Source organism: Flavobacterium sp., from assembly GCF_965262375.1.
GTDB lineage: Bacteria > Bacteroidota > Bacteroidia > Flavobacteriales > Flavobacteriaceae > Flavobacterium.
The window spans coordinates 2,374,108-2,393,322 of record NZ_OZ253527.1; the positions used below are offsets into that span (position 1 = coordinate 2,374,108).

Below are 19,215 nucleotides of genomic sequence, written 5' to 3' on the forward strand. Positions count from 1 at the left end.
TATTAATACGTAATTCAACTTAAAAAAAATGCATTATAACGTGATTTCTTTTTGATTTTAGTATGATTTTACTAACTTGGTCTGAAATTAACTAACTGTAAATATCCTGCGCTATGCAAGAAGAAATGAATGATAACCTGCTAAAAGCAGATGGAATTGAATTACAAGAATCGCAAAACACTTTAAATGAAGCGATTGAAACCATTGAAAACCTAAACGCTGAAGTCAGTGAAGATGTAACTTTGGAGGAAGAACATCAGATTCCTATGAAGGAATATGACACTATGGATATGGAAATCTTAGTTAACGAGTTGACTGACTTGCTAGCTTTAGACAAAGTTATGGCTATTCGTAATCATGTTGAGGAAATCAAAAATGCATTTTTATCGAAATATTACCATTTCATAGAGGAAAAAAAAGAAGAATTTTTAGTTGACAATCCTACTGAAGAATTTGAATATCATTTTCCTTTAAAATCTAAATTTGACACTTTATATAATGAGTATAAAAACAAAAAAAATACCCATTTTAAAAATTTAGAGACTAAATTAAAAAACAACCTACAAACGCGTTTACATTTAATTGAAGAATTAAAAATTTTAGTTGCATCAAAAGAAAATATCAAAGATTTATTAAAACAATTTAATGATATTCGTGAACGTTGGAAAAATGCGGGAGCTATTCCAAAAGACAAATACAACCATGTTTGGAATAATTACCATTTCCATGTAGAAAATTTCTATGATATTTTACATCTTGATCGCGAAGCACGTGATTTAGACTTCAAACACAATTTAGATAAAAAATTAATCATCATCGAAAGAGCAAAAGGTCTTTTGAATGAGCAAGATGTTTTCAAAGCTTTTAGAGAATTACAACTCTTACATAAAGTTTGGAAAGAAGAAATAGGTCCTGTTTCAAAAGAAAAACGCGAGGAAATTTGGAAAGCTTTTAGCGAAGTTACCCGCCAAATGCATGAAAAACGTGAAAATCTTTTTGAACAACAAAGAGAAAAAGAAAATCAAAATTTAGCAACTAAACGTAATTTGATTAATCAAATTGAAGAAGTTGCACAGGAAAAAATTACGGTGCACTCTGCTTGGCAAGGACAAATAAACAAAATTGAAGCCTTACGAAAAGCTTTTTTCGAAACAGGTAAAGTTCCAGCAGAAGTAAACGAACAAACTTGGGCTGATTTCAAAACTGCTGTTAGGAATTTTAACTCCAATAAAAATGCTTTTTATAAAGATATTAAAAAAGAGCAGCAAACAAATCTGGATAAAAAAAATGCTTTAGTGGCTAGAGCTAAAGAATTGATGGAGAGTGATAATTTTGAAATCACAACTCCAATCATGAAAAAAATTCAAGAAGAATGGAAGCAAGTAGGTCATGTACCTAAAAAGTTCTCGGATGCTGTATGGGCTGAATTTAAGGAAGCTTGTAACCACTATTTTGATCGTTTGCACCAATTTAGAAATCAAAACGAAGCTGTAGAATTAGAAGCCTTTGAAAAGAAGAAGGAATATTTAGAAATCGTTAAAGCCTTCACTTTCACTGGTGAACATAAAGCGGATTTAGACGCCATTAAAGTTCATATAGAAACATGGAAAACTTTAGGTAAAGTGCCTTTTTCACGTCGTCATATTGATGGAAAATTTAATAAAGTGCTAGACGGCTTGTTTGAAAATCTTACTAGTAGTAAACGTGAAGCCGAAATGGTGCGTTTTAACAACCGATTAGAACAACTATCACAAGAAGGTCAACGAAAAATAGACAATGAAAAAGTCTTTATTCAACGTAAAGTAGAAGAAGTTCAAAATGAAATTTTTCAATTAGAAAATAATATTCAATTCTTTGCTAATGCCAAAAAAGATAACCCTATGGTGATTGAGGTAAAGAAAAGCATTGAACGTCATAAAGAAGAATTAGCTGTTTGGAAAGAAAAATTGAAACAAATTCGTAGCATATAAATTCATAAAAAAAGGTTGCCTTAGTGCAACCTTTTTTATGCTTTATCTATCCTATTTTTCAGGCATGATAAACCAGTATTGGAATCTTAAGTTTGTGAGCTATTTTTTGTGTTAATCGTTTTGTAAACAATTCTGTTAAAAAATCACGTTTATAGGTAACCATAGCTAAAATATCTACTTGATGATGATTGACCATAAAATCTATTGCTTCTACAACATCTGTATCCGGATGGAGATGAAATGTTACTTTGTTTCCAAACTCTTTTTCCCATTCGGCTTTAGTATCATTTAATACTTCCTCATTATTATCTAAGACGTGAAAACATTTGACATTTATATTCAATTGCTCTGCAAAATGAATGGTATCATTCAAAAAAATCTTATCCTTAGCTCTGAAACGAGTTGCAAAACCAATATTTTCAAAATTTGCAATTTCAATAGCGTCATGCAAAATAAGTACTGGGATATTTACATTTAACATTACCGAATCCGCATTACTACCTAATAATTTAGTAAACCAATCCTCTTCTCCGTTAGTCCCCATAACTAACAGGTCTATTTTTTCTTCAGTAATACATTCTTTAATTGTCGAATTTAATTCTCCTAAAACCAATCGATGTGTCATTTCAATATTTTCAAAACCTTTTTCAAAACCATTTTCAAATGCTTTATCATGTAAATGTTTCTTGTTATTTTTAAATTCTTCAAATTCGACCAAATCTAAATTGGCAGCAACATAATTTACTGAAATATTTAAATTTTGAGGATCTACCAATGGATAATTATAAGTGTGCAATAAAACAATTTTTGCATCAATTTTACTAGCGATTTGCATCGCAAAAAGAACAGCACTATCAGCTATTTCGGAAAAATCGGTCGGTACAAGTATAGTTTTCATTTGATTTTGATTAAGTTAAATGCATTAAATCATGTAATAAATTTACAACTAAAAACTCAACTTTTTAATGATAAATATCATTAACAAATAATTAAACAAAAAAAACCGTCTCTTTTTCAAGAAACGGTTTTAACTTTATAAGAATTAAGAAAATTACTTCGTAAACAATAGCTCTCTATATTTAGTTAATGTCCACATTTCATCATCTACTAATAGCTCTAATTTATCAGAGTGTTCACGAATAATATCAAAGTAAGGTTTAACTTTATCACAATACGCTTCTGCCATTTCTTCTGAAGAAGTAAGATTATTAGCTTTCTTACGCTCTTCAATCATAGCATCCACATTTTTATTGATACCTTCAATATGTTCAGAGATTTCTTTAATTAATCCTATTTGCTCTTTTGCAACTTTTTCGAAATCTGCACCAAAGATTTCTTTCAATCCTTTTACATTTTCGATTAGTACGTTTTGGTAACGAATAGCTGTAGGAATTACGTGATTACGAGCTATATCCCCTAATACACGCCCTTCAATTTGAATTTTCTTAGTGTACTCTTCTAATTCAATTTCGTAACGAGCTTCCATCTCAACATGGTTCATTACTCCCATTTCACCAAACAATTCGATTGCTTTTTGAGAAACTTTAGCTTTTAGAGCTTTAGGAGTGGTTTTATGGTTGCTTAAACCACGTTTTTCAGCTTCCACTTCCCATGCATCGCTATAACCATCACCTTCGAAAAGGATATTTTTAGTTTCTTTGATGTACTCACGTAAAATATTGAAGATAGCCTCGTCTTTTTTCAAGTCTTTTGCTTCAATTAACGCATCAACTTCTTTTTTGAATTCTTTTAATTGTTTGGCTACAATGGTATTTAAGGTAGCCATTGAAGTAGCACAGTTTGCTGAAGAACCTACTGCACGGAATTCAAATTTATTTCCTGTAAAAGCAAATGGAGACGTTCTGTTTCTATCAGTATTATCTAAGAATACATCTGGAAGACGACCTACAACGTTTAATTTTAAATCTGTTTTTTCCTCTGGCGATAATTTACCGTTAGAAACCCCTTCTAATTCCTCTAATACTTTAGTCAATTGCTGACCAATGAATACTGAAATAATTGCTGGTGGCGCTTCGTTAGCTCCTAAACGGTGGTCGTTACTTGCTGAAGCAATAGACGCTCTTAATAATTCTTCATAATCATGAACCGCTTTAATAGTATTCACAAAGAAGGTCAAGAATTGTAAGTTACTCATAGGTGTTTTACCTGGAGATAACAAGTTGATTCCTGTATCCGTCGCTAAAGACCAGTTGTTGTGTTTACCTGAACCATTTACTCCTTTGAAAGGTTTTTCGTGCATTAACACTTTGAAGCTATGACGCTCTGCTACTTTTTGCATCACATCCATTAATAATGAATTGTGGTCCACCGCTAAGTTTGTCTCTTCAAAAATAGGTGCTAATTCATATTGATTAGGTGCCACCTCATTATGACGTGTTTTTACAGGAATCCCTAATAACATACACTCATTTTCTAAGTCACGCATATAGTTTAACACACGTGTAGGAATAGAACCAAAATAATGGTCTTCTAATTGTTGTCCTTTTGCAGAAGTATGCCCTAATAACGTTCTACCAGTTGCTAAAATATCAGGTCTAGAAGCTGCTAAAGCGGCATCTACTAAGAAATATTCTTGCTCCCAACCTAAAGTTGGCGTAACTTTTTTAACGTTTTTATCAAAATATTTAGCTACATCTGTCGCCGCTACATCTATAGCTTGCAAAGCACGTAACAAAGGTGTTTTATTATCTAAAGCTTCTCCTGTATACGAAATGAAAACAGTAGGAATACATAAAGTAGTACCAAAGATAAATGCTGGAGATGTTGGGTCCCAAGCCGTATATCCACGAGCTTCAAAGGTATTACGGATACCTCCGTTAGGGAAAGACGAAGCATCTGGCTCTTGTTGTACTAATTGACTACCTCCAAATTTTTCAACTGGGTCACTTCCGTCCATAGACGTTTCAAAGAAAGCATCGTGTTTTTCAGCCGTAGTACCTGTTAAAGGTTGGAACCAGTGTGTATAGTGCGTAACGCCTTTAGATAAAGCCCACTCTTTCATACCCATTGCAATATAGTCTGCAATTTTACGGTCTATTTTAATTCCGTGTTGGATAGCATTCTGAACAGCCTTGTAAGCTTCAGATGTCAAATGCTGACGCATAGCTTTGTCATTAAACACGTTTGAACCAAAAATAGCTGATTTTCTGTCTAGCTCTTCAACCAAAACGGTTGGTCTGCTTGTTGCTTTTTGAAGCGATTGGAAGCGAAATGTTGCCATAAAATGTTTTTAAGTAGTTTATACCCTTTAATTTTGATGCAAATCTACTAAATTTTTCAAATAAAAAGACACATACCCCCCTCTTTTTTTCACATGATTTGTCTAAAAAAACAATTTAACACATTTACCCCCCCCCCCTTATTAAGTGATGCTTCAAACTTTAATTTATGTATTTTAAAAAGGTTGATTATATTTTTAATAATTGATTGGTATGCTCTTTTGTTTTAACTTTCAAAATAATATCCTCAATAATTCCCTCTTGATTAATTACAAATGTAGTACGATGAATTCCATCAAACTCACGCCCCATAAATTTCTTAGGTCCCCAAACCCCATAAGCATTTATAACCTCTTTGCTTTCATCGGCTAATAAAGGAAAAGGGAAATTATATTTTTCTGTGAATTTTTTTTGAATTTTTACTGAATCCGCGCTAACGCCAAGTAAAACATAGCCATTAGCAACAAAACGATCATAATTATCACGCAAGTCACACGCTTCATTAATACAACCTGGGGTATTTGCTTTTGGATAAAAGAAAAGTACAATTTTTTTTCCTTTATAATCCGCTAAACTATGTAAAGTACCGTTTTCATCGCAAGCTGTAAAATCAGGTGCTTGATCACCAATTTTTAAATTTGTCATTGTTTTATGTATTTTTGGTAAAAATAATTCAAAATGACCAAAGCGGAAAAAGTTAAATTCGTTATTAATACTTTAAGCGAACTTTACCCTACAATACCTATTCCTTTAGATCATAAAGATCCCTATACCTTATTAATAGCTGTACTCCTATCTGCTCAATGCACCGATGTAAGAGTGAATCAGATTACTCCTATACTATTTGCTAAAGCAGATAATCCGTATGATATGGTAAAAATGAGCATCGAAGAAATTCAAGACATCATCCGTCCTTGCGGACTTTCTCCTATGAAATCGAAGGGAATATATGGATTATCACAAATTTTGATTGAAAAACACCAAGGTCAAGTTCCTCAATCCTTTGAAGCTTTAGAAGACTTACCCGCTGTTGGACATAAGACAGCAAGTGTAGTTATGAGTCAAGCTTTTGGAGTTCCAGCATTTCCTGTTGACACACATATTCATAGATTAATGTATCGTTGGAATTTAAGTGATGGCTCTACTGTTCAACAAACCGAAAAAGATGCTAAACGTTTGTTCCCTGAATCCTGCTGGAATGATTTGCATTTACAAATTATATGGTACGGGCGCGAATATTCTCCAGCAAGAGGCTGGAATTTAGAAAAAGATATTATTACACAAACTATAGGTAGAAGTACCGTAATAAAAGAACAACTAAAAAAGAAAAAATAAAATTTTACAGCTATGAAACTACAACTAGAAACACCTAGACTTTTACTCCGTCCATTCGAATTAAAAGATGCTGAGGAATTATTTGAGTTAGATAAAAATCCTAATGTACACAAATACCTATGGCAAACCCCTGTGACCGATATTAATGAAATATATAAGGTAATTGAAATGGTGCAAAAACAATATAAAGAAAGAGGTATTGGTCGTTTTTCTACCCTATTAAAAGAAACTGGAGAACTTATAGGCTGGACAGGTATCAAATTTGTAAATGATCATATAGAAAATGGTAACACAAATTTTTACGATTATGGTTATCGACTAAATGAAAAGTTTTGGGGCAAGGGTTATGCTAGCGAAGCTACCGAAGCTTGGATTAAATATGCTTTCAATACTATGGAAATCAAAACTTTGCATGCATACACCCATTTTGAAAATCAAGCTTCAAATCATATTTTAAAGAAAACGGGATTTAATTTCATGGAAGAATATACCGCAGAAGATGGTGTACAGTGGAATTGGTGGCAATTAAATCAAAAATAATTTATATTTTAGTAGTAAAATTCTTCTAATCGCTCCAAAATATGAGTTTTATACTGGAAACCGAAAGATTACTTATGCGCCCTATTCAACAAGAAGATGTTGAGGATTTATTCCGTATGGATTCAAATCCAAATGTGCATGAATATTTATGGGGAAAACCCGCTACCGATATCAATCAAACTAAATTTTTAGTTAACACTATATCGAGTCAATACATCAAACATAAAATTGGTCGTTATGCCATAATTTTAAAAGAAACCAATGAATTTATTGGTTGGGGAGGATTAAAATTCAACGAAAACACCGTAAATGGACAGAATAACTTTTACGATATAGGCATATGTATTGATGAAGCCCATTGGAATAAAAAATTAGGTTTCGAAATTTTTCATGTTTGGATCAAATATGCCTTTAAAAATTTGAAACTACCCAAAATTTTTGCCTACACGCAATCTAATAATATGAGTAGTAACAAAATGGCTCATAAAATTCATATGCGCTTAGTTAATGATTTTTTAGATGGCAAAGACACTTGGAATTGGTATGAATTAGGAACTTTAAAATACGATATGTTAATCACTAAAGGAGTGCTTCATGATATCCCTTATCTAATAAAAAATATTTGATGCTCAAATACTTACATAAAAAAAACATTGCAAGTTGGGATGCACTAACCCTATATATCAAAGCAATTCCATACGGCAGAAATGCTAATCGCGAAGATTTTTCCTTAGTATTAACCGAAAATAAAGGTACCTGTAGCTCTAAACATGCCTTATTAAAAACCTTAGCAAAGGATTTCAACAAAGACAATGTGCAACTTATTATAGGAATCTTTAAGATGAATGCTGAGAATATGCCTATTCTAGCTAATTATTTGAATGAAAATCAATTAGAATATATTCCAGAAGCACATTGTTATCTTAAAATTGACGGTGTACCATTTGATTATACTGTTGAAGATTCCTTATATCCTAAAATTAAAAATGATATTTTAGAGGAAATTGAAATCGAACCTTATCAGGTAAGTGATTATAAAGTACACTATCATAAAGAATTTTTAAAAAATTGGATGCAAGAAACCCATCAATCCAAAAGTTTTGATGAAATTTGGAAAATAAGAGAAACTTGTATTCAAAAACTATCTGAATAGTCCAAAAATCTAGAAAATAACTATGAAAACAGTAAAAATTGCAGGAGTACCAGAACATTTCAATTTGCCTTGGCACTTATGTATTGAAAATAGCGAATTTGACCAAGTAGGTATCGATTTACAATGGACTGATGTACCAGAAGGTACCGGAAAAATGTGTCAAATGCTTCGCAATGCAGAAACTGATATAGCCGTAATTCTGACAGAAGGCATAATTAAAGACATTGCTGCAGGGAATGACAGTACAATAATTCAAGTTTACGTGCAATCGCCTTTAATTTGGGGAATTCATGTAGATGCTCGATCAGAATTCAATCAACTAACTGAATTAAAAAATAGTACGGCGGCTATTTCAAGAATAGGTTCAGGTTCTCATTTGATGAGCTATATTAATGCACAACAACAAAATTGGGAGACGTCAAACCTTAATTTTGAAATTGTAAATACGATAGATGGAGCTGTAGATGCCTTACAAAATAGCAAAGCTGACTATTTCATGTGGGAGAAATTCATGACCAAACCGCTTGTAGATAATGGGATTTTTAGAAAAATTGCCGATTGTCCTACACCTTGGCCTTGTTTTGTAATTGCTGTTCGTAATTCATTTTTAAAAGAAAATGAGAGTACAATTGAATTGATTTTAGATATCATAAACAATACTACTATTGAATTTAAAGACATTCCAAGTATAGATCGAACGTTAGCTTCTCGCTATAATCAAAAGCTGGAAGACATTCAAGATTGGTTAAAAATAACACGTTGGTCACAAAAGAAATTGGATAAAAAAACATTCGACAAAGTACAGGACCAACTTTTTGAATTAAATTTAATTGAACATAAAATTTTGTTTGATACGGTTGTAAAATAATAGTTATTTTTACCGTTGTATGACAATGACTACTCCATCAACACCTAATATGTACGAAAAGTTTAAAAGCAAACTTTCCTTGCCTAAACCTTGGGATGCAGTAGTCATTTTTATTTTATCTATTTTATTGACTATACCTTCATTTATCATTGCACATCACAATTTACTTGAAACGCAATGGATGATTCCTTGGGATAGAATTACACTGTTTATCCTCATACTTTTTTCTTATTATTTAGTACTTCGGAAAATAAAGAAATATATAATTGTAGGGATTTTTGCCTATGGTCTTATTTTAACCTATGGTACTTTTTTAGGAAATTACGGATTTTATCGTGTTTATGACGATTATCGTTCCATGATGTATACTATGGGAGACAATCCGTACCCACAGGATATTATCATTGATAAATTACTTCCATTTCCGAATAAATATAAAGTTATAAAAGCCATCAACTATAGTAATCCTAAAGTTAGAAACTTTGCCTTATGGGCTACTACAAAACATTTCAGAAATGAAGTGAGACTAAAAGGCTATCAAGAATACCGTACTATTATTCAATGCTTTGCTGTATTTAAAGAAGTCAAATCTCGTTGGAATTATGTGAATGATCCGTTAGGGAATAACTACATAGCTTCCGCTACAGAATCACTACAACACTTTTCGGGTGATTGTGATGATCATGCTATTTTGATGGCTGCGGGAGTTAAAGCAGTAGGTGGAATACCAAGACTTATTCATACCGATGCGCATATTTATCCAGAAATGTATATAGGTACCAAGCGAGATTTAGAAAATATTACTTACCTTATTCGTAAAGTATTGTTTGTGCAAGAAAGTAAAGGCAAACAAATTCATTATCATTTAGACGAACGTGGACACATTTGGCTAAACCTCGATTATACAGGAACTTATCCAGGAGGTAAATTTATGAGTGAGTCTATTTTAGGACAACTTACTTTAAGTGATTAATTTAAAATAACAAAATGCTACACACTTATTCCGTTATTATACAACCTTCACCAGAAGTAATTCAAGAAGTAAAAAAAATGAAAGATGTTTTATTTACGGAAATCGGATGGTACAACAGCAGAAATTCTTTGGCACATATCACTTTAAACGAATTTGAATGTTCAAATGATCAAATTGAAAAAATAAAAGAACAGCTTTCAAAAATAGTTTTACCTTTTCAAACGCAAGAAGTAGTTTTTGATCATTTTGACCATTTTGCTAATGGTGCTTTTTTCTTAGCACCAAATGCAGACTCCAAACAATATTTTAAAACTATAATGCAAGAATTTCACAAAAAATTCAACTTCAAAACTACCCTTAAAAGTACAGAGCCTCATCTATCAATAGGCAGAAGAATAACAACTGAAAATATACAAAAAACCTACAACTGTTTCTCTAATAAACCTCAAATACGATTCAATTGCGATCGGCTTGCACTTAGAATTTTTAACACCCAACGAAAACAATTTGATACTATAGATGAATTTTTGTTTGGAAATACGATTCAGGAAAATCCACAATTATGTTTATTTTAAAAAAAAAACTGCCCTAGTTAAAACAGGGCAGTTAAGTAAATTATTCTTGCATCGTGTGAAAAACATTCATCACATCGTCATCTTCTTCAATTTTTTCTAATAATTTCTCTACATCAGCAATTTGCTCTGGATTAAGCTCTTTTGTTATTTGAGGAATTCTTTCAAAACCTGAAGATAATACTTCAATACTTCTATTTTCTAATTCTTTCTGAATCGCACCAAAACTTTCAAATGGAGCATACATAACAATACCGTCTTCATCAGCAAAGATTTCTTCTACTCCAAAATCAATCATTTCTAATTCAAGTTCCTCAACATCTTGTCCTTCAGCTGCAATACGAAAATTACAAGTATGATCAAACATAAATTCAACAGAACCTTGAGTTCCTAAAGTTCCATTACATTTATTAAAATAACTTCTAATGTTAGCAACTGTACGGTTATTATTATCAGTAGCTGTTTCAATTAAAATTGCAATACCATGAGGTGCATAACCTTCAAATAAAACTTCTTTATAGTTAGCAGTATCCTTATCTGAAGCTTTTTTAATAGCACGATCAACATTATCTTTAGGCATATTAGCTGCCTTTGCATTTTGGATAACAGCACGTAAACGGGAGTTAGTTTCAGGATTTGGACCTCCTTCTTTAACTGCCATTACGATATCTTTGCCAATTTTTGTAAACGTTTTAGCCATTGCTGACCAACGTTTCATTTTACGTGCTTTTCTAAATTCAAACGCTCTTCCCATTTCTAAACTCTTGTACTTTAGTAGATGATTTTATAATACAAAAATAGAAGTACTCTACTAGTAATGCAAATTTCTACTTTAGATTCTAAAAAATATTTCACAGAAAAGGTTCTTTTTTACAGAACCTTTTATTTTATTATTTATTCCCTTTCTCGTAATCAGCAATAAATTGCGCAATACCGATATCGGTCAAAGGATGTTTTAACAAACCTGTAATTGATGATAAAGGACCTGTCATTACATCAGCACCAATCTTAGCACAGTTAACCACGTGCATGGTGTGACGCACAGATGCTGCTAAAATTTGTGTTTCGAAAGCATAATTGTCATAAATATCACGGATTTCAGAAATCAAATTTAATCCATCAGTTGAAATATCGTCTAAACGACCTAAGAAAGGCGATACATACGTAGCACCTGCTTTTGCTGCTAATAACGCTTGACCTGCTGAGAAAACTAAAGTAACATTAGTACGAATACCACGGTCAGAAAAATATTTACATGCTTTAATTCCTTCTTTTGTCATTGGCAATTTTACAACAATTTGCTCGTGCAAATCAGCCAACTCTTCCCCTTCTTTAACCATGCCTTCGAAGTCCAAAGCATTAACTTCTGCACTTACATCACCATCTACAATAGTACAAATGTCAACGTAATGCTTTAAGATGTTATTTTTACCCGTAATCCCTTCTTTAGCCATTAATGACGGATTAGTCGTAACCCCATCTAAAATCCCTAAGGCTTGTGCTTCTTTAATTTGCTCTAAATTAGCTGTGTCAATAAAAAATTTCATTATTTTATATTTTATTTAAAATTATATTGTGTTGGTGCAAAATTACAAATAAACAATAGTAATAACAATTACAAAGCGCAATTTCAATATCCAATTACTACTTGCGATATTAATTGAATCGTTGTATCTATAACTTATAATGATTCATCAACATTCTCTCATACATTTTATCAGGTAAAGCTCTTTTTAAAACGATAGAGAATTTTTGCATAAACGCCCCTACTTTATAATGAATTTTGGGTTTTGAAGTATTCATAATACGGTAAACCGCTTCCGCCATTGCTATAGGGTTACTCCCGCTATCAACATGCGAATTCATTTCGTTTAACGTATTTCCATATACTTTTTCATAAGCTGAACCAGAAATCACAGGGGCATGATAACGTCCTGAAGCAATATTGGTAGCAAAATCGCCTGGGGCTATATTAGTAATTTCAATGCCAAATTGTTTGGTTTCCATACGCAATGTTTCGGTAACCAGCTCTAAGGCACCTTTTGAAGCAGAATAAATTCCGCGATACGGCAAACCCATATATCCTGCAATAGACGTGATATTGATAATCAAGCCCGATTGCTGTTTACGCATTTGAGGTAAAACCGCTTTCATAACTTCAATAGGTCCAAAAAAATTAGTTTCAAAATTATTGCGCATTTCTTGGGTTGGAATTTCCTCAATAGGCCCTGTAATTCCAACTCCAGCATTGTTGATGAGTACATCTATTTTACCTACTTCTTGAATCACAGTAGCGATAGCTGTTTGTATCGACGCTACATTTCTAACATCTAAAGCGACTAATTTGATTTTTGAATCTAGCACATTTTCTGGTGTACGACTCGTCCCGTAAACTATGCATCCTTTATCCTGTAAATATTCTCCTATGGCTTTTCCTATTCCTGACGAACCGCCTGTAATGACAACAACTTTACTCATTAGTGTTCTATTTTATTATAAATTTATAACCATTCGATTCCTAATCCAGGTTTCGAAGTTAATTCAATTTTTCCGTTTATAACCTGACTCCCTTTGGCAATATCTTTCGCAATCAAATTAGCCCCATCTAAATCAGCATAGTCAACCAAAGGAGCTAACATTGCACCAGCTGTGATTCCTACGGTCGATTCAGTCATGCATCCTATCATAATTTTGAAATGTAAAGCTCGAGCAGTGGCGATCAAATCTAAAGCTGGGGTTAAGCCTCCACATTTAACTAATTTGATATTAATACTATTATAATGCGCTTTCAATGCCACTAATTGCTCTTTATTTTGGCAATCTTCATCTGCCATCCAATTTGCATAGCTATCTTTTTTCAAAGTAGCATAATCTCCCACAGCCATCGGTTGCTCCCAATACGTAAACTTAGATGCTAAGGCATTAGCCCCAATCCATTCACAATCTGCGACCGTAAAACTAGCATTGGAATCAATTGCTATAGGCCTGCCTAATTCAGCTAATATTTCTATAGTTTGCTTTTGCAAACCCTTCGTTTTTACTTTAAAGCTATTCCATTGGGATTTATCAATTTTTTTTAACTGATTTTCCAATGTATCTACACTTATAGTAATAGAAGATTCAGGAATATTTTTAGAATCAATTTTATTCAATTCCAAAAAATTTTTATGTTCTAATTTTCCAAACAAATCCCAGTAAGCACAATCCAAAGCAGACTTTAGAAATGAGGATAAACCAATACTTGATAAAAACGCATAAAACTCTTTTGGATTAGCGATTTTAAAAGATTCAATTAAAGTTTTGCTTGAATTAAGTTGCGTAATTAAATCTTCCACATTAATACCATAATAATCGATAGCTGTGCATTCGCCATATCCCGTTTTATCCAAATATTGCAAAGTAACAATGAGTGCTTCGCGATAGGAATAGTTTCCATACGCAATGGAGAAAGTTTCCTTAAGAGGAAGTTTGACTTTTTGCCAAGAAAGTTGCATAGTTATAATTTGGCTCAAAAATAAAAAATCCCGAACACATTCGGGATTATATCTTAAGGTATTTATTGCAATCAAAAAAGGCAAGCGACCTACATCGCACCGCTACAACCGCGTACCTTTGCTGCGTTCCCACCCTGGAGGAGTCTGCAGGAGCTGGTCGTGTAGGACTTGCCGGTGCAAATATACGACCAAAATTTAAATTTGCAAGCACTTTTGTCAAACAAAATACCTTTTGTATATTGTGATGGTAAATAATTTTAAAATGAAAAAACATAACTTGTTAGTTGTCACTTCGTTATTATTAATTGTAACGGCGTGTAGTGGTGATAAAAAAAATTTATTTTCTTTTGATGAGGCTAAATTTAAGGCCATGTATCACACTGGCGAAGACATTTCGCTAGTAATTACAAACAAAAAAGAGAAAACTATTGATTCTATTGTATACTATACTAACGATAAAAAAATAGGAACTACCAAAGGAAACGAAACGTTCAACCATAAAATTGAGGAAGAAAAACTAGGTTACCAGAATTTAAAAGCAGAGATTTTCTTTGAAGGCGAAAAACAAGAAACTACCGCTCGAATTGAACTTGTAGCAACTACCGAACCAAAATTATTGAATTATACTATTGTAAACACCTACCCTCACGACTTAAAAGCCTATACCCAAGGGTTAGAATTCCATAACGATATATTATTAGAAGGAACTGGAAATGGTGCAGGAAATGGAACTGGCGAAAGAGGTATTTCAAGTTTACGTAAAACCGATTTCAAAACAGGAAAAGTAACTCAAAAAGTAGAATTAGCTGAAGAGTTTTTCGGGGAAGGCATTACAGTTTTAAATCATAAAATCTACCAATTGACTTGGTTGAACAATGAAGGTTATGTATATGATGCGCAAACATTCAAAAAAGAAAAAACTTTCAAATACCCAAGAAAAATGGAAGGCTGGGGATTAACTAATGATGGAAAAAATCTTTTTATCACTGATAGTTCAGAACGAATCAGTATCCTTGACCCTATGACTTTTAAAGAAGTTGACCATATAAATGTATATACAAACAGTTCGAAAGTTCCTGCTGTAAACGAATTAGAATGGATAGATGGGAAAATTTACGGTAATATTTATCAAAAAGATGCAATTGCTATTATTAATCCTACAACAGGTGCTGTAGAAGCCGTGATTAATTTAAGTGATTTAAAAACGAAAGTTTCCCAACATCCCGATATAGATGTTTTGAACGGTATTGCATACAATCCTAAAACCAAAACAATATTTGTGACTGGCAAAAACTGGGATAAACTTTTTGAAATTAAAATTTCAAATTAATTTTTGAGGAATTTTCAATTGTGATTCCAACCTTTTTATATGAAATGGTCTCTATAGTTTTATATAGGCCATTTTTTTATTGCTATATCACAAAAAAGTGTAGTTTTTAATGTCATTTTTTGCTTTGAAATAACTAACATTCAAAAGTCTTATGAAAGAAGTTATTTGTTTTCCTGCTATCATATTTTTAAGACTGTCCAGTTTAGGAAACTAATTGGATTTTCAAAGAGATATTCTATTTATAAAGCATAATTCAAAGATAAAATCGAAGTAAAAATTAAAAAATATACTAGAGGCAGTTAACGCCTCTTTTTTTGAAGTCTACTTTAGGTGGTTTTTAGTCTGATTTCCTTCACTTATAGATAGAAGTCCCTTTACAAATAGATATCTATTTTGGCCTATATTTGATTTAGAAAAAATAAAAATTCACTTGTCATCTCCATTATTGTGAGTTTGAAACATAAAAAAAGCTACCCCTTTAGGGCAGCTCCTTGGTATGAATTTTTATACATAAAATTACTCTTTAGCCTTTTCAACTTCTTCTAATTGAGGTACATTGTCAGTAGATTCTGTAGTTACAGCTGAAGGAGCGCTAGAAGAACTTGGTGCACTTAATTTTGAAAAAGCGCCATAACGTTCAGCAACCTTAGACCAGTTAAGCACACTAAAAAAAGTATTTGCATACTCACGTTTTTTATTTTGAAATTTCAAATAATAAGCATGTTCCCACATGTCTAAACATAATAAAGGAACACCTGTTATTCCTAAACCTTTCATCTGTGGCGCATCATTATTAGGTGTAGTAATGATGCGTAATCGTCCATATTTGTCTGACATCAGCCAAATCCAACCTGAACCATTAATCTTAACCGCTGAATCTGCAAAGGCTTTTACAAAATCATCATACGAACCATAATCTTTGACAATCGCTTCCATTAAATCGCCATCGGGCACTCCACCCGATTTTGGCGCGATGGCTTCAAAATAAAAATTATGATTGTATACTGCTCCAGCATAATTTCTTACATCAACATCTTTAAAAGCTATATTTTTAAAAATTGAAACTAAATCTAAAACTTCATATTTGGTTCCTACAACACTTTTATTCAAAGCATTGACATAAGGTAATAAATGTTTTGCATAATGCAACTCTAAAGTAGTGGCATCAATATAGGGTTCCAAAGCATTATAGTTATAAGGCAATTGCATTAACTCAAAAGCTCCTTCAGCAGCTTTCAAATCAGAAGGTTTGCCTCCTTTTTGCTCTATAGCTACTATTGGCTTTGAAGGCACATCGATCACTTCAACCAAAGTATCCTTTTTACAACTGACTAATGCAACGGTAGCTACAGCTAAATAGAATAGTGCTTTATTTTTCATCATTTTGAAAATATCTCATTGACTAGTTCAATATAACATTTTTTAGATTCATCCGAAGAAAGATGACTTACTTGCATCCAAGCATTTATTTTAAACGCATCTCTAACCTCCAAACTTCCAAAATTAGAAGGAGACATTGATCCAAAACTAGCTTGTTTATAATAAGCATATAAACGCAACATCACATCCTGTGGCAAAGAATCTTGTTCCATATTAGAAACTTTAATGAAAGCTTCATTAAATGCAATATCTAATTCTTTTTCAGCCATTGTTAAGCTTGTGCAATTATAGTATGATTCCCTACTGCTTTATCTTGCAATTTCACATTTATTTTAGTTCCAAGTGGTAAGTATAAATCTACACGTGAGCCAAATTTAATAAATCCGGCATCTGTTCCTTGAACAGCAACATCATCCACTTGAGCATAATTAACTATACGTTTTGCAAGCGCTCCAGCAATTTGACGGTATAAAATTTCACCAAACACTGGGTTTTCAACTACTACAGAAGTACGTTCATTCTCAGTACTTGCTTTCGGATGCCACGCAACTAAATATTTCCCAGGATGATATTTACTATATTTTACTTTACCTGAAACAGCATAACGCGTTACATGAACATTAATAGGTGACATAAAAATAGACACCATCAATCTTTTATCTTTAAAATATTCCTCTTCATAAACTTCCTCAATAACTACCACCTTTCCATCTACTGGAGCTACAATAGTATGCTCATTTGGAGCAATAGTACGATTGGGATTTCTAAAAAATTGCAGTATCATTACATAGAAAAACAAAGCTATTATTTGTAAACTGATTTTTAACCAATTGATATCAAACAAAAACTTTTCAGTCAACAATAATGAAGCAATCAATACAATTGAAGCTCCTGCAATAATTTTAGTTCCTTCTTTATGAAACATACGATACAATTTTTAAAAATAAATAAACTATTGGTGCGGCAAATATAATACTATCTAATCGATCTAGCATACCTCCATGCCCTGGCATAATAGCACCACTATCCTTAACCTTAGCAATTCGCTTAAATTTAGATTCTACCAAATCGCCAATTGTTCCGGAAAAACTAGTTAAAAGTGCTATAATTACCCAATAAGTAACGGGCAACAAAGTTACGTAATAAATACCAATAAAAATACTGGCTAATACTGCAAAAACAACTCCTCCTATAAAACCTTCAATCGTTTTTTTAGGGGAAATTTTTTCTAATAATTTTCTTTTTCCAAATTGCTTACCTACTAAATAAGCAAAGGTATCATTGCACCAAATTAGAATAAAAACACCAATTATAAAATGTGGATAATGCTGCCCACCTAATAAACCTAATTTAGTGATTAAAATAAAAGGAATTATGATATAACCTACTAAAAGTCCCCAACCCAGTTGATTTAAATTTTGCACTTTAGGCATAAACAACCAATTCGTTAAAAAAAGTAAGGTTACTACAGTAATACCTCCTAAAAGCCAATTATTAAAGTTGCTATTGTTAAAGTATGAGAAATTCAGAAAAGACAAAATTGCTAAGAGCAGTGCCAATAAGGTATTGATCTTAATTAATTTTGAAAATTCATTCACTGTTTGCAATAAAAAAAGTCCAAAAAGCAAAAGTAAAGATTCTCTTGAAAAAAGAGTAGCTGCAACTAATAGTACTACATACACTGCGCCAGAAAGGGCACGAACCAAGGTTTCATTCATACTATAAATCTTCTAACAAGAGTAAGTACAAATTTTTAGGAGAACTTCCGTAATGCAGAAAATCTTCCTCCTTAATTTTTTCAAAATACTTAATCGTTGTTATATTAGTGGGATAATCAGAAATGTAGCGCTTTTTTATTTCACGCAAACCGTCGCTTTTACCCAATACCATTTGGCTAGTACCAGCAATTACAACAATATTATCAGGAAGCTCGTTAATTTTATGATGTTTAATTTGAGAAGAAGAAAACATTATTGCGCCATCTTCAGCCACTAAACTTTCACAACTTGCTAATAAAAATTTAGGAAACTTTGCTTGTTCATAACTAATATTATTAGTTTCAAGCATGGCAAACAATTTAGGTTCTAAACAAATAGCTTCCGATTCAAACCAGTCGTTCTCCTCTAAGATATTTTCAAATTGTTCGTTCAATTCGGCTATATTTTCACAATATAAAAACTTTCCGCCGTTCTTTTTAAAGTTAAAAGTAAACAACTCATCAACGGGTAAGCTTGTATTTACTTCTTGGAATGGGTTATACTCATTGTCATTGGCTTCATTTGAAGCTTCACTACTTGACCCAAATATTTTTCTAAAAATACTCATAAATCTCTTGCAAATAGAAGTAGTTAGGTTTTTCAA

Annotated in this window: 21 protein-coding genes and 1 other RNA gene; 9 read left to right on the plus strand and 13 right to left on the minus strand. The window is 32.4% G+C overall.

What is annotated here, in order from left to right; all coding sequences use genetic code 11:
* Positions 1-113: 113 nt before the first annotated feature.
* Complete coding sequence (locus tag ACQY29_RS10960) at positions 114-1,970, plus strand: DUF349 domain-containing protein (RefSeq protein ID WP_428225223.1); 1,857 nt, start codon at positions 114-116, stop codon at positions 1,968-1,970.
* 58 nt (positions 1,971-2,028) lie between these two features.
* Here ACQY29_RS10960 and ACQY29_RS10965 read toward each other — a convergent pair whose 3' ends face one another.
* The 3 genes from ACQY29_RS10965 to bcp form a co-directional block, all read right to left on the minus strand.
* Positions 2,029-2,868, minus strand: coding sequence for a universal stress protein (locus tag ACQY29_RS10965; RefSeq protein WP_428225224.1), 840 nt, complete (start codon positions 2,866-2,868; stop codon positions 2,029-2,031).
* Between the two features lie 153 nt (positions 2,869-3,021).
* Entirely contained in the window at positions 3,022-5,211 is a 2,190-nt protein-coding gene (locus ACQY29_RS10970) for a glutamine synthetase III (RefSeq protein WP_428225225.1), read from the minus strand.
* Positions 5,212-5,398: 187 nt separating this feature from the next.
* Complete coding sequence (gene bcp / locus ACQY29_RS10975; RefSeq protein WP_428225226.1) at positions 5,399-5,854, minus strand: thioredoxin-dependent thiol peroxidase; 456 nt, start codon at positions 5,852-5,854, stop codon at positions 5,399-5,401.
* Between the two features lie 33 nt (positions 5,855-5,887).
* Between bcp and ACQY29_RS10980 the strand changes: the two genes are divergently transcribed.
* From ACQY29_RS10980 to ACQY29_RS11010, 7 genes are read left to right on the plus strand one after another with little or no spacing between them, the layout of a single operon-like run.
* Complete coding sequence (locus ACQY29_RS10980; RefSeq protein ID WP_428225227.1) at positions 5,888-6,544, plus strand: endonuclease III domain-containing protein; 657 nt, start codon at positions 5,888-5,890, stop codon at positions 6,542-6,544.
* A 12-nt stretch (positions 6,545-6,556) separates the two neighbouring features.
* Positions 6,557-7,084, plus strand: a complete 528-nt coding sequence (locus ACQY29_RS10985) for a GNAT family N-acetyltransferase (protein ID WP_428225228.1) — start codon at positions 6,557-6,559, stop codon at positions 7,082-7,084.
* A 41-nt stretch (positions 7,085-7,125) separates the two neighbouring features.
* Positions 7,126-7,710, plus strand: a complete 585-nt coding sequence (locus ACQY29_RS10990; RefSeq protein ID WP_428225229.1) for a GNAT family N-acetyltransferase — start codon at positions 7,126-7,128, stop codon at positions 7,708-7,710.
* A complete protein-coding gene (locus tag ACQY29_RS10995; RefSeq protein ID WP_428225230.1) occupies positions 7,710-8,237 on the plus strand; it encodes a hypothetical protein in 528 nt (175 codons plus the stop codon). The genes ACQY29_RS10990 and ACQY29_RS10995 overlap by 1 nt, the downstream gene beginning before the upstream one ends.
* A 22-nt stretch (positions 8,238-8,259) precedes the next feature.
* On the plus strand, positions 8,260-9,105 hold the full coding sequence (locus tag ACQY29_RS11000) for a substrate-binding domain-containing protein (RefSeq protein ID WP_428225231.1): 846 nt from the start codon (positions 8,260-8,262) through the stop codon (positions 9,103-9,105).
* A 19-nt stretch (positions 9,106-9,124) separates the two neighbouring features.
* Positions 9,125-10,078 carry a transglutaminase gene (locus ACQY29_RS11005; protein WP_428225232.1) on the plus strand — a complete coding sequence of 318 codons (954 nt, stop codon included), beginning with the start codon at positions 9,125-9,127 and terminating at the stop codon, positions 10,076-10,078.
* Positions 10,079-10,092: 14 nt separating this feature from the next.
* Positions 10,093-10,653: a 2'-5' RNA ligase family protein gene (locus tag ACQY29_RS11010; protein WP_428225233.1), complete on the plus strand. Its 561-nt coding sequence runs from the start codon at positions 10,093-10,095 to the stop codon at positions 10,651-10,653.
* Between the two features lie 40 nt (positions 10,654-10,693).
* On the opposite strand, the gene ACQY29_RS11015 is transcribed toward ACQY29_RS11010, so the two are convergent.
* The 5 genes from ACQY29_RS11015 to ffs all read right to left on the minus strand — a co-directional run bounded on the left by ACQY29_RS11015 (position 10,694) and on the right by ffs (position 14,318).
* Positions 10,694-11,404 carry a YebC/PmpR family DNA-binding transcriptional regulator gene (locus ACQY29_RS11015; protein WP_428225234.1) on the minus strand — a complete coding sequence of 237 codons (711 nt, stop codon included), beginning with the start codon at positions 11,402-11,404 and terminating at the stop codon, positions 10,694-10,696.
* 136 nt (positions 11,405-11,540) lie between these two features.
* Complete coding sequence (fsa, locus tag ACQY29_RS11020; protein ID WP_428225235.1) at positions 11,541-12,197, minus strand: fructose-6-phosphate aldolase; 657 nt, start codon at positions 12,195-12,197, stop codon at positions 11,541-11,543.
* A 127-nt stretch (positions 12,198-12,324) separates the two neighbouring features.
* Positions 12,325-13,128: an SDR family oxidoreductase gene (locus ACQY29_RS11025; RefSeq protein WP_428225236.1), complete on the minus strand. Its 804-nt coding sequence runs from the start codon at positions 13,126-13,128 to the stop codon at positions 12,325-12,327.
* Between the two features lie 23 nt (positions 13,129-13,151).
* Complete coding sequence (locus ACQY29_RS11030) at positions 13,152-14,144, minus strand: enolase C-terminal domain-like protein (protein ID WP_428225237.1); 993 nt, start codon at positions 14,142-14,144, stop codon at positions 13,152-13,154.
* Positions 14,145-14,219: 75 nt separating this feature from the next.
* Positions 14,220-14,318: signal recognition particle sRNA small type (gene ffs / locus ACQY29_RS11035), an RNA gene on the minus strand.
* 88 nt (positions 14,319-14,406) lie between these two features.
* Here ffs and ACQY29_RS11040 point away from each other — a divergent pair.
* Positions 14,407-15,474: a glutaminyl-peptide cyclotransferase gene (locus ACQY29_RS11040; protein ID WP_428225238.1), complete on the plus strand. Its 1,068-nt coding sequence runs from the start codon at positions 14,407-14,409 to the stop codon at positions 15,472-15,474.
* A gap of 516 nt (positions 15,475-15,990) precedes the next feature.
* Here the strand turns inward: ACQY29_RS11040 and ACQY29_RS11045 are convergent.
* The 5 genes from ACQY29_RS11045 to ACQY29_RS11065 are packed head-to-tail and all read right to left on the minus strand — an operon-like array spanning position 15,991 to position 19,179.
* Entirely contained in the window at positions 15,991-16,857 is an 867-nt protein-coding gene (locus tag ACQY29_RS11045) for a superoxide dismutase (protein ID WP_428225239.1), read from the minus strand.
* Positions 16,854-17,123, minus strand: a complete 270-nt coding sequence (locus ACQY29_RS11050; protein WP_428225240.1) for an acyl-CoA-binding protein — start codon at positions 17,121-17,123, stop codon at positions 16,854-16,856. Before ACQY29_RS11050 ends, ACQY29_RS11045 begins: the two co-directional genes overlap by 4 nt.
* Positions 17,124-17,125: 2 nt before the next feature.
* Positions 17,126-17,779 (minus strand): phosphatidylserine decarboxylase family protein, encoded by a 654-nt coding sequence (locus ACQY29_RS11055; protein WP_428225241.1) that lies wholly within the window; start codon positions 17,777-17,779, stop codon positions 17,126-17,128.
* Complete coding sequence (locus ACQY29_RS11060; RefSeq protein WP_428225242.1) at positions 17,769-18,572, minus strand: phosphatidate cytidylyltransferase; 804 nt, start codon at positions 18,570-18,572, stop codon at positions 17,769-17,771. The genes ACQY29_RS11055 and ACQY29_RS11060 overlap by 11 nt, the downstream gene beginning before the upstream one ends.
* 1 nt (position 18,573) lies before the next feature.
* On the minus strand, positions 18,574-19,179 hold the full coding sequence (locus ACQY29_RS11065; protein WP_428225243.1) for an LUD domain-containing protein: 606 nt from the start codon (positions 19,177-19,179) through the stop codon (positions 18,574-18,576).
* Positions 19,180-19,215: the final 36 nt, after the last annotated feature.

Coding starts and splice junctions, on each gene's coding strand:
- ACQY29_RS10960 (WP_428225223.1), top strand. CDS start 114: ATGCAAGAAGAAATGAATGATAACCTGCTAAAAGCAGATGGAATTGAA.
- ACQY29_RS10965 (WP_428225224.1), bottom strand. CDS start 2,868: ATGAAAACTATACTTGTACCGACCGATTTTTCCGAAATAGCTGATAGT.
- ACQY29_RS10970 (WP_428225225.1), bottom strand. CDS start 5,211: ATGGCAACATTTCGCTTCCAATCGCTTCAAAAAGCAACAAGCAGACCA.
- bcp (WP_428225226.1), bottom strand. CDS start 5,854: ATGACAAATTTAAAAATTGGTGATCAAGCACCTGATTTTACAGCTTGC.
- ACQY29_RS10980 (WP_428225227.1), top strand. CDS start 5,888: ATGACCAAAGCGGAAAAAGTTAAATTCGTTATTAATACTTTAAGCGAA.
- ACQY29_RS10985 (WP_428225228.1), top strand. CDS start 6,557: ATGAAACTACAACTAGAAACACCTAGACTTTTACTCCGTCCATTCGAA.
- ACQY29_RS10990 (WP_428225229.1), top strand. CDS start 7,126: ATGAGTTTTATACTGGAAACCGAAAGATTACTTATGCGCCCTATTCAA.
- ACQY29_RS10995 (WP_428225230.1), top strand. CDS start 7,710: ATGCTCAAATACTTACATAAAAAAAACATTGCAAGTTGGGATGCACTA.
- ACQY29_RS11000 (WP_428225231.1), top strand. CDS start 8,260: ATGAAAACAGTAAAAATTGCAGGAGTACCAGAACATTTCAATTTGCCT.
- ACQY29_RS11005 (WP_428225232.1), top strand. CDS start 9,125: ATGACAATGACTACTCCATCAACACCTAATATGTACGAAAAGTTTAAA.
- ACQY29_RS11010 (WP_428225233.1), top strand. CDS start 10,093: ATGCTACACACTTATTCCGTTATTATACAACCTTCACCAGAAGTAATT.
- ACQY29_RS11015 (WP_428225234.1), bottom strand. CDS start 11,404: ATGGGAAGAGCGTTTGAATTTAGAAAAGCACGTAAAATGAAACGTTGG.
- fsa (WP_428225235.1), bottom strand. CDS start 12,197: ATGAAATTTTTTATTGACACAGCTAATTTAGAGCAAATTAAAGAAGCA.
- ACQY29_RS11025 (WP_428225236.1), bottom strand. CDS start 13,128: ATGAGTAAAGTTGTTGTCATTACAGGCGGTTCGTCAGGAATAGGAAAA.
- ACQY29_RS11030 (WP_428225237.1), bottom strand. CDS start 14,144: ATGCAACTTTCTTGGCAAAAAGTCAAACTTCCTCTTAAGGAAACTTTC.
- ACQY29_RS11040 (WP_428225238.1), top strand. CDS start 14,407: ATGAAAAAACATAACTTGTTAGTTGTCACTTCGTTATTATTAATTGTA.
- ACQY29_RS11045 (WP_428225239.1), bottom strand. CDS start 16,857: ATGATGAAAAATAAAGCACTATTCTATTTAGCTGTAGCTACCGTTGCA.
- ACQY29_RS11050 (WP_428225240.1), bottom strand. CDS start 17,123: ATGGCTGAAAAAGAATTAGATATTGCATTTAATGAAGCTTTCATTAAA.
- ACQY29_RS11055 (WP_428225241.1), bottom strand. CDS start 17,779: ATGTTTCATAAAGAAGGAACTAAAATTATTGCAGGAGCTTCAATTGTA.
- ACQY29_RS11060 (WP_428225242.1), bottom strand. CDS start 18,572: ATGAATGAAACCTTGGTTCGTGCCCTTTCTGGCGCAGTGTATGTAGTA.
- ACQY29_RS11065 (WP_428225243.1), bottom strand. CDS start 19,179: ATGAGTATTTTTAGAAAAATATTTGGGTCAAGTAGTGAAGCTTCAAAT.